Here is a 13,094-nt window from a genome sequence, read left to right as displayed (position 1 = left end):
GTAATGGCGACCATGACGTTATCGCCACCGTGACAATGTGCCGCCCAGCCTGCATACCCTCGCCGATGCGCGACTTCCCTCCCCGCCGGATCGTCTGCCTCACCGAAGAGACGGTCGAGACGCTCTATCTGCTCGGTGAGCAGGACCGCATCGTCGGCGTCTCCGGCTATGCGGTCCGGCCGCCGCGGGTGCGCCGCGAGAAGCCGCGCGTGTCCGCCTTCATATCCGCCGACATTCCGAAGATTCTGGCGCTCGACCCCGATCTGGTGCTCGCCTTCTCCGATCTGCAGGCCGACATCGTTGCCGATCTCGTGCGTGCCGGCGTCGCCGTCCATGTCTTCAACCAGCGTGACGTCGCCGGCATCCTGGCGATGATCCGCACCCTCGGCGCGATGGTCGACGCCGCCGATCGCGCCGGTGGGCTCGCGCAAAACCTCGAGCAACGGCTGGCCGCAATTGCGGCCGCGCCGCGCCCGGGGCCGCGGCCAAAAGTCTATTTTGAGGAATGGGACGATCCCCTGATCAGCGGCATCGGCTGGGTCTCCGACCTGATCGAGATCGCCGGCGGCACGGACGCATTGCCGCACCTACGCACCTATAAAGCCGCCAAGGATCGCATCGTCACGCCGGATGCCGTGCGCGAGGCGATGCCCGACGTGATCCTGGCCTCCTGGTGCGGCAAGAAGGTCGTGCCCGACCGCATCCGCCAGCGCCCCGGCTGGAGCGACATTCCGGCTGTCCGCAACGACCGCATCGTCGAGATCAAGTCGCCGATCATCCTGCAGCCCGGCCCTGCCGCGCTGACCGATGGGCTCGATGCGATCGTGAAGGCGTTATGGGCGCGGCACCTTTGATTGCTCGCCGCAGTCACTATGAGGCTTCGGGATAACGCTCGTTGCTCACGTCACCGCATTCACGACCTGATATTCTTGCCGGCGCCACACCTCGCCATTGATCACCTCCTCAATGATCTCGGCGGCCTTCAGCACCTCGGCTTCGCCGATATAGAGCGGCGTGATCCCGAACCGCATGATGTCCGGCGCCCGGAAGTCGCCGATCACGCCGCGGGCAATCAGCGCCTGCATGGCGGCATACCCGCCGGCGAAGGCGAAGGAAACCTGCGAGCCGCGCTGCGCATGCGCCCGCGGCGTTACCAGCCTCAGCGACGGACAGCGTCGCGCGATCTCAGCTATCAGCAAGTCGCCGAGCGCGAGTGAGCGCGCGCGGACTTCGCCAATATCGACCCGATCCCAGATGTCGAGCGATGCCTCCAGCGCGGCCATCGCCAGCACCGGCGGTGTGCCGACACGCATGCGCTCGACGCCGCCCGCAGGTTGATAGCCGAGATCGAAAGCGAACGGCTTTGCGTGCCCCATCCAGCCCGACAACGCAGCGCGCGCCTGATCAGCATGCCGGGGCGCGACGTAGAGGAAGGCCGGAGCGCCGGGGCCCGCGTTGAGATATTTGTAGGTGCAGCCGGCTGCGAAATCGACGCCGACGCCGGCAAGATCGACAGGCAGCGCGCCGGCCGAATGCGCGAGATCCCAGACCGTGACGATGCCTAGCGCATGCGCCTTCGCGGTCAGGGTCCGCATGTCGTGGCGACGGCCGGTGCGGTAGTCGACCTCAGTCAAATAGAGCACCGCAATCTCGTCCGACAGCGATGGCTCGACCTCCTCCGGGGCCGTCAGCCGCAATTGATGTCCACGCCCGAGCGTGGCGATCAGCCCTTCCGCCATATAGAGATCGGTCGGGAAATTACCCGTATCGGACAGAACGGCCTTGCGCTCCTGGTTCATCTCGAGCGCGGCCGCAAGCGCCTGATAAACTTTGAGCGACAACGTATCGCCGATCATTACCGTGCCTGGCGCGGCGCCGATCAGGCGAGCGAGGCGGTCGCCAAGGCGGCGTGGCTGCACGTACCAGCCAGCGCTGTTCCAGGCGCGAATGAGCTCATCGCCCCACTCGGCCGTGATGACATGCGCAACGCGTTCGGCAACGCCCGTAGGCAGCGCACCGAGCGAGTTGCCGTCAAGATAGATGACATCCGCGGGCAGATGGAACATTGCCTTGGTGTCGTCGTAGACGCGCAATTGCGATTTCGCTTCGATCATGGCCATTCGCTCAGAGGATGGTACGGACGCGCCACAGTTCAGGAAACAGCTCGACCTCGAGCATCCGCTTCAGATAGCTGACCCCATCGGTGCCGCCAGTGCCGCGCTTGAAGCCGATGACGCGCTCCACCGTCGTCACGTGATTGAAGCGCCATCGACGAAAATAATCTTCGAAGTCGACCAGTTTCTCGGCGAGCTCGTAGAGCGTCCAGTTGGCTTCGGGAGCTTCGTAGACGCGGCGCCAGGCTTGCATCACGCCCTCGTCGAAGTGATGGGTGTCGTGGACGTCGCGTGACAGGACGGTCACGGGCATGGTGAGCCCCTTGCGGTCGGCAAACCGGAGCACCTCGTCATAAAGGCTCGGCGTCGCAAGCTCGATCTTGAGCAAAGCCACCACCTCGGGGTCATGCGCGTGCGGTTTCAACATCGCCTCATTGCGATTGCCGAGCAGATACTCGATCAGCCGGTATTGATACGACTGGAAGCCAGAGGATTGGCCCAGCCGCGAACGGAAATGGGTGTACTCGCTGGGCGTCATGGTACGCAGCACATCCCAGGCATTGTTCAGCTGCTCGAAGATGCGGGAGACACGCGCGAGCATCTTCATCGCCGGCGACACATCTTCGCGGGCGATGGCGTGACGGGCGGCACGGAGCTCGTGGATGGCGAGCCGCATCCACAGTTCGGAGGTTTGATGCTGGATGATGAAGAGCATCTCGTCGTGCGCCTCCGAAATCGGATGCTGGGCGCCAAGCAGTGCATCGAGCCGCAGGTAGTCGCCATACGACATTTTCCGGGCGAAATCGGTCTCGGCGCCCTCGACCGCGGGATCGTAGTCGTTGCTGCTCATGACACATCCTCTCGATCGATCCACTGCCTCAAACAAGGCCCAGAAGACGCCTCGTGATGGCGGAGGATGGATCCTTCAACCCATCGACAACAGTAAAATGGTTATGCCCGGGGTCGACGACGAGGTGCGTGGGCACGTCGAATCCGGTCCAGATGTTGGCCATCAGCTCTGCCTGACGGATAAACTCGGGTCGTTCGCTACCGCCGACCCAGGTGGTAAGCGGCGACTTGCCCCGTGGCAAATGCAAGGCGGCGCTTTCGAGCGCTGCCTCGCCCATGTTCATCCGGAGCGTCTCGTTCATCACGGTCTTCAGGAGCGGTCGCAGGTCGTGCAGACCGCTGATCGACAGCGTCGCCACGATCCTGTCGTAGACCTCAGGTTCGAGAAGGCCGTCGTCGCACAGCATGCGCGTAACGAGATGGCCGCCTGCGGAATGGCCGGCCAATCGAATAGGCCCCGAGACCTGGGCGGCAGCCGAGGCAATCGCGACCGCGATCTCGGTCGTGATGTCGGAGATGCGCACGGCCGGTGTCAGCGTGTAGCTTGGCAGCGCCACCGTCCAGCCGTGGCTTCGCGCGCCCTCCGCGAGGTCGGTCCATGACGATTTATCGAAGCGCATCCAATAACCGCCATGCACGAAGACGACGAGACCCTTGCTGTCGCCGTCCGGCAAGACCAAGTCGAGACGCTGCCGCTCTTCGGATCCATAAGCGATGTCCGGCTTGAATGATTTGAGTCTGGCGCGATAGGCCGCCGCGCGCTCCGCCCACCGTGCCGGCAGCTCGTCCGAACCCGGCACGTGGGCCGAATTGGCGTAGGCATCATCCCAATCGCGCATCGTGGCTCTCCGAGGATTCGCCGTCGATCGGACGCCACTTTGCCACCGGCGGGGTTGTTCGCCCAGCCCTTATTTGAAGCTTAAAGCATCGGGACCGCTTTTTCAGGCAAGTGGTCGATTGGGCCGCGGGTTCGATTCGCCTCTCCCGATTGCGGAGGCCAGCGGCGAAGCGCCGGGCTCTCTCCACTCGGGCAGTGATCCTCGCCCGAGCCCCCCGGCAAGCGGAGCGATAGCGCGCTGAGCCCGCAACACAAAAGGCTACGCCTTCTCCACCCCGCACCATTCCGCGATGAACAGCGCCATGGCCTTGGTCGACTTCCGCAGCGAGTCCAGATCGACATATTCGTTGAAGCCGTGCATTGCCGCGCCGTTGGCGCCGAAGCAAAGGCTCGGGATGTCGTAGTTCAGGCCGTAGAAGCGCGTGTCGGTCAGCGCGGTGAAGGCGCGATCTTCCACCGCGCCGCCATAGACCGCCTGATGCGCCTTGGCGAAGGCGGCTTCCGGCGCCTCGGAGTTCACCAGCTCATAGCCTTCCGACAGGAATCCCGACCATTCCACCTGCGGCGGATTGTTGGAGAGGAAACGATGATCGCGCGCCGCCGCCGACACGCAGGCCAGAATCTCCTTCTGGCATTCGGCGATCGACCAGCCCGGCAGCACCGCGATGCGGCAGTCGACGTCGCACCAGGCCGGCACGCTGGACGCCCAGTCGCCGCCCTTGATGATGCCGGGATTGAAGTTGATCGGATGATTGACGTCCGTGAAATGGCGGTCGGCCTTGGCGCGCTCGTTCCAGGCGATCTCGAGCTTCTCCAGCGCGTGCACGAGATGATACGCCGCCATGATCGCGTTCGAGCCCGCACCGGCTTCGAACACATGCACCGGGAAGCCGCGCACCTTCAGCCGGAACCAGATCACGCCGACCTGTGAGCGGATCATCTTGCCGTTGGTCGGCTCCGGAATGAAGCAGGCATCGGCACGATAACCGCGCTGCAAGGTCGACAGCGCACCGACACCGGTGCTCTCCTCCTCGATCACGGACTGGAAGTGAATCCGCGCCGTCGGCCTCAGCCCGGCCTTCTTGATCGCATCCAGCGCATAGAGCGCGGCGATGGTGCCGGACTTCATGTCGCAGGCGCCGCGGCCGTACATCCTGCCGTCCTTGATGACCGGCGAGAACGGCGGCGTCTCCCACATCTCCAGCGGGCCGGTCGGCACCACGTCGCAGTGGCCCTGCAGGATCAGCGATTTGCCGGCGTTGATGGCCGGACGGTAGGTACCCACCACCGTGCGGGCCTTGGAGAAATCATGCTCGATCGGGCCGAAGCCGCGCAGGTCCTTCAGCTCGTCGAGATTGATGTGCCAGTCGTCGACCTCATAACCGCGCTCGCGCAGGAGATCGGCGATCATGTCCTGGCACGGCCCCTCGGCGCCGCGGGTCGAGGGGATCGCGACAAAGGCCTGCGTCGTCGCAAGCTGCGCATCGAATCCTTCGTCAACGGCGGCAAGGATTCGTTGTTGCGTCTCGGCAGTCATGCGGTGGCTCCATCGGGAAAGGCAGAAAGGTGGGAGCCGCAACGTAACCTGATTTCACTCAGCGGGGTATTGCGCAAAATAGGCATCCCGCAATGCATCTTCGAGCAGACGGCCTTCCGAATAGCCATCGAGCGTCGCAGGCCGCGTCACGCCGTCGAGCAGCCGCGGACACGGCTCGGGCGCGCCGAGCACGGTGCGCACCGGAATGCGCTCGGCATAGATCGGCAATTCGTAATCCTCGTCGTCGTCGGCGACGCCCTTGGCGCGCACCTTCGCCGAGGCCTCCTCGATCTCCATCGCGATGAACGAGGTCGCCTTGATCTCCTGCTTGTTGCTGGCGCGCAGGCTCCCGGTGCGCTCGGGAAAGAAGCGGTCGACCATCGCGACGATCGCCCGCTCCTTCTCCTCGGGATCGGTAACAAGATAGGCCGAGCCGAACGCCATCACCGCGCGATAGTCGGCCGAATGGTTGAAGCCGCAGCGCGCCAGCACCAGGCTGTCGAGATGGGCGACCGTCAGGCAGACGCGCTGGCCCTCGGACTGGTTCTCCAGCATCCGGCTTGCGCTCGAGCCGTGCCAATAGAGCTTGGTGCCCTCGCGCCAGAAGAAGGTCGGCGTGCAATAGGGCTGACCGTCGATCACATAGGAGACGTGGCACAGCATCGAGGCGTCCAGGATCTTGTGCACGGTGGCGTGGTCGTAGAAGCCGCGATCGTGGCGGCGCTTCACCCGGTTGCGGGACGACATTGGGTAGGACGACTTGGGGTAGGACGGAGTGGATGCGCCTTCGGTCACGGTGAGCCTCGCGAAATCTGGAATATGTCCAGAGTTGTAGCGGCCCATTTGGTCTGCGATAGTGCCAATTCCATGCGAAAGATTCCGACCAATTCCCGCAAGCCCGCGGCGCGCAAGCCGGAGCTGCCACTCGACCTCACCGGCCCGCATGTGACGGCGGGCGCGGCCTCGCAGCAGCGGCTCTATCAGGCGCTGTGCCGCACCATCGTCGGCGGCCTCGTCAAGCCCGGCGAGCCGCTGCCGCCGTCGCGCACCCTCGCCAGGCAGACCGGCTTTCGCCGCAACGCCGTCACCACGGCCTATGAGCGGCTGATCGCCGATGGCTTTGCGGTGGCAACCACCGGCTCCGGAACCTTCGTCGCCGCGCGCATTCCGGCGCAGGTCACAGCGCCGCGGCGTGCCAGGATCGAGATCGAGCCGCCGCAGCACAATGCGCTGTCGCTCGGCTGCACCCATATCGATGAGCGCGCGTTGCAGCGCTTCCGCGCCTTTGCAGGCCGCAGGCTGCGCGCCTTCGGCTCCGAGCACCTGCACTACGGCGATCCCCGCGGCAGCAGCGAGCTGCGCGCCGCGATATCAGACCATTTGCTGTCGGCGCGCGGGCTGCGCTGCGACCCCGACCAGATCATGCTGGCGTCGGGCACGCTGCATGCGCTGCGGATCGTGTTAGGGGCTATCCTCAAGCCGGGCGACCAGGTCTGGTGCGAGGACCCCGGCTATCCGGCTGCGCGGCGCGCGATCGAGCATTGCGGCTATCGGCCGGTGTCGGTGCCGGTCGACGGCTCCGGCATGCGCGTCGACAAGGGCCGCGCGTCCGCGCCGAGCGCGCGCGCCGCCTACGTCACACCATCGCACCAGTTTCCGCTCGGCGTGCAGATGTCGATGCCGCGCCGGCTTGAATTGCTCGACTGGGCCAGGAATGCCGGGGCCTTCGTGTTCGAGGACGATTACGACAGCGAGTTCCGCTATGACGGCGCGCCGCTGTTGTCGCTCGCGGGCATCGATCATTTGCGGCGTGTGATCTACATGGGCACGTTTGCAAAGACGCTGTTTCCGGGATTGCGGATCGGTTACTGCGCCCTGCCAGAGGCCTTGATCGGTCCGGTGACGGCGGCGCGCGCCGCGCTGGATCGCTTCCCCGGCACCCTGATGGAAGGCGCGGTCGCCGACATGCTGAACTCCGGCGCCTTCGCCGCGAATCTGCGCAAGGCGCGCAAGCTTTATCGCGAGGCGCGCGACGTGTTGGCATCGACGCTTCAGAATGCATCCGAAGGCGAGCTCACAGTTCCCGTGCCGTCGCAGGGCCTGCACCTCGTGGCGCGGCTCGATCCTTCGACGGATCCGCTGGTGGCCGCGCAGGCCAAGGCGGCCGCCGGCGTCGGTGGCTGGCTGCTCGCCGAGACCTATTATCGCGCGCGGCCATTGCCAGGATTCGTGCTGGGATTTTCCGGTCATCCGGTTCCGCAACTCGTCGCGTCGGCGGAACAGCTGGCGAAGACAACGCTGACTGCGCTGCGCGCGACGCGCAAGATATCTGTCAAGCCAGCCGCCAGGCTGCCACGCTCTAGGAGAATCGCAGCCGCCTGACTAAGGTCGCCCCGTTCAGTCAGTGTCCGCTTACGGAGATACCGGATGCCCAATCGGAACGTCCTGTATCTCGTGATCGGCGCGCTGGTCGTGATCGCAGGCATGCTCGGCTACAATCTTTATCAGGCGAAGAAGCAGCCCGAAGGCCTGCAGATCAATGTCGGCCCCGATGGGGTCAAGATCCAGAACAAGTGAAGGAGGCCGCGATGCCGCGCATCGGATTGGTCGCGCTGGTCAGCGCCGCAGCACTTGGCGCGATGGTTCACTCCGCCGCCGCGGAGCAATCCTACATGCGCGAGGGCGACATCGTCGACCTCCGGGTCGGTCAGCGCGTCCTTGTCGATGACGGCTCGTGCCCAGCCGGACAGATCAAGCAGGTCATCGGCGCCAAGCTGAGCCAGAACGGCGTGGTGCGGACCCTCAGCTGCGTGCCGCGCCTCGCCAAAAAATAACGCCCCGCTTCCGCGAGGCGCCTGCATCGTCATTGCATCAACACGCCGCTCAGTTCGAGATCGGCTCGAACATGCATTGCAGCGTCGGCTTGGCGATCTTGGTGAAGGTCGGGCCGATCTCGCTTTGCTTGGACGACGGCACCCAATCGGTCTCGATCGTCGGCACGCCGGTCTCGCTGATGCCGCGCAGCAGCGCCTGGCGGAGATCGGGATCATCCACCGTCGCAGCGGCATGATCATGCAGGCAGCCGCACACGGCCTCGGGATGCGCCCAGCGGCCGAGCATATGCGGCGCGCACTGGCGGACGAATTCGTCGCGCGGTTCAGGCACCCGGTACAGCGACCGGATCTGCATCGACTCCAGCGGGAGTTGGGATTGGCCTTGCGCGGAACCCGCCAGAACAAGCGATGCAAAGATCGCGGCGGAACAGATACGGAGCAACATGGGGAGCCTTTACCGGCAGTTCTGTTTGTCGCGTCGCGCTCAGTTGGCCTGCGCCATCACCATCGGGGCCGAGGTGACGACCGGCGAGCCGTTATAGGAGAAGGTGCCGATGCCGGGCAAACCGCTGTCCGGGGTGCCAGCCATCGACGAACCGGCCATCACGAAGGCGAAGGCGAGGATCAGGCTCATGGTCCGCATTTGGCTGTCTCCGTCATTCCGACTTGGCGCCCGGCGCCGTTGTGTTGACGGCTTGATAACGATCTGCCGTTTCCGGAGTTCTGCGGAACAAGCTGAAAATGGTTTCGTCGGCGCGAGACTTGTTTCGTCGACGAGCGGTCCACGAAACATTGGCCGAAAAATGCCAATGTTTTCAGTAGCCGCTACGCTGCAGGCAGCCTGCTCAAGATTTCGAGCGTTCAACCTGCCTGGCTGTGGATAGCTCGATTATGCGTGCAAATTGAGCGCCCTACCGCGCTTTCTTAACTTTCCTCTGCTGAGACAGGATGCAGCACAGCAAGGGCCGCATGAACCGGGCGACGGTTCGGCCGACTCATCTGGGCGCCGTGCAACCATCTCCGCGGTCGCACGTTGTGGTGATTCCCGATCACAACGGTTGTTGTGATCCGATCCAACGAAGGATGTCGGTCGTGGGCAATGGCAACATGGGTGTTGGCAACGAATCCGCGGCGAGCAAATCCGGCCAGCAGCAACAGATGACGGCCGCGATGCCGCAGCAGGGCGCTTATGTGATGGGCGACAACGAGTGCGCGCCGCAGAAGCTGGTCCGCCTCGTCGGCTGCCGCGACTCGAAGGTCCGTCCGGTCCGTCCCGGCCTCAGCCTCGGTACGAAGCAGTTCGGGCAAACCAAGCGCTAGCTCGCCCGCCGCTTCAGCCGAACCGGCCAAGTCCCTGCTCCGGCTATTGAATGAACTCGCCGCACTTCTGCACGGCGGTGGCGTCGGCTGCGCCCCAGGGCATGATCGGCACCGACGACGTCGAATTCTTCGGCGAGCCTTCGATCAGCCTGTCCGAATAGACCATGTAGACCAGTACATTGCGCTTGGCGTCGCAGCCGCGCACGATCTGCATCTTCTTGAAGAACAGCGACCGGCGCTGCCGGAACATGTCGTCGCCCTGGCCGAGCTTGTTCTTGAAACGGATCGGCCCGATCTGCCGGCAGGCCAGCGAGATGTCGGAGACTTCCTCGGCGAGGCCAAGCCAGCCCTTGAAGCCGCCCTTCTCCGGCACCGTGAAGTGACAGGCAACGCCCTCGACCTCGGGGTCGTCGACGCCATAGGTCGCGAGCTTGTCGTTGGGGCTCACCCATTTGAACACGGTCGAGCGGCGAAAAATCAGGTCCGGCTCATCCGCTGCGGCCGCGGGAGCCGCCTGCCCCAAGGTCAACACCAAGCTCAGCACCATCAGCAGCGCCGCGCATCCCCATCGAGACAACAGTCGCACGTCACACAAGCTCACAGTTCTCGATGTCATTGAGGTCTCCGCGGGATGGTTCCCGCCTATGTAGTGCGCAAACGCCGCACAGGAAGGCGCTGACAGTTCGGTGATCAGACCGTGCGCTTTAACCTCTTGTGAGGCTTTTTTGTTACTGTTTCGTCGAAACTTTGCCCCTCACGGAAGGGTTAGATTGCTTGCGCTGGTGAACGCGTTCGGCGTCTGCAACAACCAACGGATAGTTTGGACTGGGATTCGGAATATGCGCGCAAGCGGACGTCGGATTTCGATTTTTGATTCTGCGAATGGGCGGTTCTGGCAGTTTGCAATTCTGACGGCGGCCGGCACCCTCGCCGCTTCCTCACAGGCCGATGCTGCGCTGTTTTACTGGAACCGGGACTCCGCCTACTACGGCGGCGATTACGAGCCGCTGCCGGCGCAACACCGGCAGAAGCCGAAGCGCAATCTGACCAAGAAGAATCCGGCACTCGAGAAGGAGGCCGGCAGCAAGCCGCAGGGTCCCCTGATCATCTCGGTCTCGATCGACCAGCAGCGGGTCAGCGTCTACGACGCCAACGGCCTCTACGCCGAGAGCCCGGTGTCGACCGGCATGAAGGGTCACTCGACCCCGATGGGCGTCTTCAGCGTCATCCAGAAGCAGAAGTACCACCAGTCCAACATCTATAGCGGCGCCCCGATGCCGTACATGCAGCGCATCACCTGGTCGGGCATCGCGATGCACGCCGGTGTGCTGCCCGGCTATCCGGCCTCCCATGGCTGCATCCGCATGCCGATGTCGTTTGCGGTCAAGATGTACAACTGGACGCGGATGGGCGCCCGCGTGTTCGTCACGCCGGGCACGATCTCTCCGGAGAATTTCTCGCACCCGTTGCTGGTGACGCAGAAGGTCGCGCCGCCGCAGCCGGTTGCCGACGATGTTCTGAAGATGGATGCGCCGCTCGGCGTGAAGACCGACAAGGGCGCCGACAAGCCGCAGACCGGCCTCGATCTGCGCAGCAGCGTCGGCCATGCCGCCTCGCTGCGCGACAACACCCACACCGCCGATGCCAGCGGCGCGATGCCGGCGGCGAGCGCGTCGGTGACGATGTCCGATGCGTCCACTTCCGCCGCACGCGACGCCATCGCGGAGAAGCTTGCGGCTGACAGGCCCGAGCTGACCAAGCCCGAGACCACCGCCGCTGACACGCCGGCCGAAACCAATTCCGCCGCCGGCAACAGCAGCGTCGCCACCGACGACAAGACGGTCGGCGAATCCACCGGCAGTACCGACACGCCGAAGACCGAGGTCTCCGCGAACGACCCGGTGAAGGCCGAAGCCAAGGCCGACGAGCTGAAGGCGGACGCCGCCACGCCCGGCGTTGCGGATGCGCCCAAGACCGATCAATCGAAGTCCGATCAATCGAAGACCGATGCGGCCAAGGCTGACGCGGCAAGCAAGGACACGGCTAAGGCTACGGACACGGCCAAGACTACGGATGCGGTCAAGACCGCTGACAAGCCCGCCGAGGCAGCTACCGCCGATGCGCCCGATGCCAAGAAGGATGTAGCCAAGGATCCGGCCCGGCTGCCGGGCGTCGCCAGGATCGACGCGCCGAAGCGCGCCGGCCAGATCGCGGTGTTCATCAGCCGGAAGGATTCCAAGCTCTATGTGCGGCAGAACTTTGCGCCGCTGTTCGAGGTGCCGGTGACGATCGCGGAAAGTGACCGGCCGCTCGGTACCCACGTGTTCACGGCGGAAGCCGACAAGACCGATACGAACCAACTGCGCTGGTCGGTGGTGACGCTGCCGACCCGCAATGCCGCGCGCATCGACGTCGAGGAGCGTGCCTCGCATCGCCGCAAGGTGGCGGCCGCATCACCGGTCGAAGCCAAGCCGCAGCCGGCAACCAATACCCCGGCAGAGGCACTCGACCGCATCTCGATTCCGGCCGACGCAATGGCGCGGGTCAACGAAGCGCTCGGCACCGGCGGATCGATCATCGTGTCCGACCTCGGCGTCAACCAGGGCGAGACCGGCGAAGGCACCGACTTCATCCTGCCGCTGCGCTGACTGCAAGCCATAACGCCTTCTTGAAGGCCCGCGCTTGCCCTGCTGGACTATAATCGCCGGAACATCCGTTCCGGGGACGAGACCATGATGGACCGCAGGACACTGATCGTGGCGGCGTTCGCCGCGGCCGCAGGATCCCGTGCGTTGCATGCCGAGCAGCCCGCGATGAGCCGGATCACGGCTTACGCCTTCTCGTTCCCGGCACTCAGCGGCGGCGACATTCGCCTTGCCGACTACGCCGGCCATCCCCTGATGATCGTGAACACCGCCTCGCTCTGTGGATTCACGCCGCAATATGCAGGGCTGCAGCAATTGTGGACCGAATTCCGCGATCGCGGCTTCGTCATCATCGGCGTCCCCTCCAACGATTTCGGCGGCCAGGAACCCGGCGGCCCGACCGAGATCGCCGAGACCGCGCAGCATCAGTACGGCGTCACCTTCCCGATCGCAGCGAAAGCGGTGGTCCGGGGAGCGGGCGCGCATCCGTTTTACCGGTGGGCGGCGGAGGCCCGGCCGAAGGACGTGCCGCGCTGGAACTTCCACAAATACCTGATCGGCCGCGACGGCTACATTGCTGACGTCTTCCCTGAGTCGGTCACGCCCGACGATACCCGCATCAAGACCGGGATCGCACGGGCATTGGCGGCCGCCTGACAAGCGGCGATAATCCCCGGAATTAACTGATCCCACGAGGATTTTGGGCACAGGCTCGCCGCGTTCATTGCCTTGGCGTCGCGACTGCGACTAGGGTACGATCGGTTGGGGGCGAAAGCGGCCCGGTCGCGGCGATGCCGCCACCTGGAGCGCGATCAGCAGGGAACACGCCATGCGCATTGCGGCAGGTCTGATTTTCGCAGGGACCGTATCGTTGCTCGCGTCGAGCGCAGCTTGGTCGCAGACGCCGCCCGCCAAGGGCGCCGCGCCAGCGCCGGCCGCCACACCGGCGGCCGCGGC

15 protein-coding genes are annotated in these 13,094 nt (G+C 64.7%); 7 read left to right on the top strand and 8 right to left on the bottom strand.

Features of this window, described 5'->3' with window-relative positions:
- Positions 1-65 precede the first annotated feature (65 nt).
- A complete protein-coding gene (locus H8A95_RS17625; RefSeq protein ID WP_229184263.1) occupies positions 66-854 on the top strand; it encodes a cobalamin-binding protein in 789 nt (262 codons plus the stop codon).
- A 45-nt stretch (positions 855-899) separates the two neighbouring features.
- Here H8A95_RS17625 and kynU read toward each other — a convergent pair whose 3' ends face one another.
- The 5 genes from kynU to H8A95_RS17600 form a co-directional block, all read right to left on the bottom strand.
- Positions 900-2,114, bottom strand: a complete 1,215-nt coding sequence (kynU, locus tag H8A95_RS17620; protein ID WP_229184262.1) for a kynureninase — start codon at positions 2,112-2,114, stop codon at positions 900-902.
- Positions 2,115-2,124: 10 nt separating this feature from the next.
- Positions 2,125-2,964, bottom strand: coding sequence for a tryptophan 2,3-dioxygenase (gene kynA, locus H8A95_RS17615; protein WP_229184261.1), 840 nt, complete (start codon positions 2,962-2,964; stop codon positions 2,125-2,127).
- 28 nt (positions 2,965-2,992) lie between these two features.
- The gene (locus H8A95_RS17610; protein WP_229184260.1) at positions 2,993-3,802 is read right to left on the bottom strand and encodes an alpha/beta hydrolase; all 810 of its coding nucleotides are present in this window, start codon (positions 3,800-3,802) and stop codon (positions 2,993-2,995) included.
- 258 nt (positions 3,803-4,060) lie between these two features.
- Entirely contained in the window at positions 4,061-5,338 is a 1,278-nt protein-coding gene (locus tag H8A95_RS17605) for an ArgE/DapE family deacylase (protein WP_229184259.1), read from the bottom strand.
- A 54-nt stretch (positions 5,339-5,392) separates the two neighbouring features.
- Positions 5,393-6,085: a pyridoxamine 5'-phosphate oxidase family protein gene (locus H8A95_RS17600; protein WP_229184293.1), complete on the bottom strand. Its 693-nt coding sequence runs from the start codon at positions 6,083-6,085 to the stop codon at positions 5,393-5,395.
- Between the two features lie 120 nt (positions 6,086-6,205).
- On the opposite strand from H8A95_RS17600, the gene pdxR reads away from it, so the two are divergent.
- The 3 genes from pdxR to H8A95_RS17585 are packed head-to-tail and all read left to right on the top strand — an operon-like array spanning position 6,206 to position 8,172.
- Complete coding sequence (gene pdxR / locus H8A95_RS17595; protein ID WP_229184258.1) at positions 6,206-7,720, top strand: MocR-like pyridoxine biosynthesis transcription factor PdxR; 1,515 nt, start codon at positions 6,206-6,208, stop codon at positions 7,718-7,720.
- A 45-nt stretch (positions 7,721-7,765) separates the two neighbouring features.
- Positions 7,766-7,915 carry a hypothetical protein gene (locus H8A95_RS17590; protein WP_165445530.1) on the top strand — a complete coding sequence of 50 codons (150 nt, stop codon included), beginning with the start codon at positions 7,766-7,768 and terminating at the stop codon, positions 7,913-7,915.
- Between the two features lie 11 nt (positions 7,916-7,926).
- Positions 7,927-8,172, top strand: coding sequence for a DUF6719 family protein (locus H8A95_RS17585; protein ID WP_338027868.1), 246 nt, complete (start codon positions 7,927-7,929; stop codon positions 8,170-8,172).
- Between the two features lie 49 nt (positions 8,173-8,221).
- On the opposite strand, the gene H8A95_RS17580 is transcribed toward H8A95_RS17585, so the two are convergent.
- Positions 8,222-8,617: a hypothetical protein gene (locus tag H8A95_RS17580; RefSeq protein ID WP_229184257.1), complete on the bottom strand. Its 396-nt coding sequence runs from the start codon at positions 8,615-8,617 to the stop codon at positions 8,222-8,224.
- Positions 8,618-8,656: 39 nt separating this feature from the next.
- Entirely contained in the window at positions 8,657-8,815 is a 159-nt protein-coding gene (locus H8A95_RS17575; protein ID WP_229184256.1) for a hypothetical protein, read from the bottom strand.
- 305 nt (positions 8,816-9,120) lie between these two features.
- On the opposite strand from H8A95_RS17575, the gene H8A95_RS17570 reads away from it, so the two are divergent.
- Positions 9,121-9,492 (top strand): hypothetical protein, encoded by a 372-nt coding sequence (locus H8A95_RS17570; protein ID WP_229184255.1) that lies wholly within the window; start codon positions 9,121-9,123, stop codon positions 9,490-9,492.
- A gap of 43 nt (positions 9,493-9,535) precedes the next feature.
- On the opposite strand, the gene H8A95_RS17565 is transcribed toward H8A95_RS17570, so the two are convergent.
- The gene (locus H8A95_RS17565) at positions 9,536-10,108 is read right to left on the bottom strand and encodes a CreA family protein (RefSeq protein WP_229184254.1); all 573 of its coding nucleotides are present in this window, start codon (positions 10,106-10,108) and stop codon (positions 9,536-9,538) included.
- A gap of 223 nt (positions 10,109-10,331) precedes the next feature.
- On the opposite strand from H8A95_RS17565, the gene H8A95_RS17560 reads away from it, so the two are divergent.
- Positions 10,332-12,140 carry a L,D-transpeptidase gene (locus H8A95_RS17560; protein WP_229184253.1) on the top strand — a complete coding sequence of 603 codons (1,809 nt, stop codon included), beginning with the start codon at positions 10,332-10,334 and terminating at the stop codon, positions 12,138-12,140.
- Positions 12,141-12,224: 84 nt separating this feature from the next.
- Positions 12,225-12,794 (top strand): glutathione peroxidase, encoded by a 570-nt coding sequence (locus H8A95_RS17555; protein WP_229184252.1) that lies wholly within the window; start codon positions 12,225-12,227, stop codon positions 12,792-12,794.
- Positions 12,795-13,094 lie beyond the last annotated feature (300 nt).

The sequence above is a fragment of the Bradyrhizobium oropedii genome (assembly GCF_020889685.1).
GTDB classification, from domain to species: Bacteria; Pseudomonadota; Alphaproteobacteria; order Rhizobiales; family Xanthobacteraceae; genus Bradyrhizobium; species Bradyrhizobium oropedii.
The sequence above is the reverse complement of the archived record's forward strand: the minus strand, read 5'-3'. Positions and strand labels throughout refer to the sequence as shown.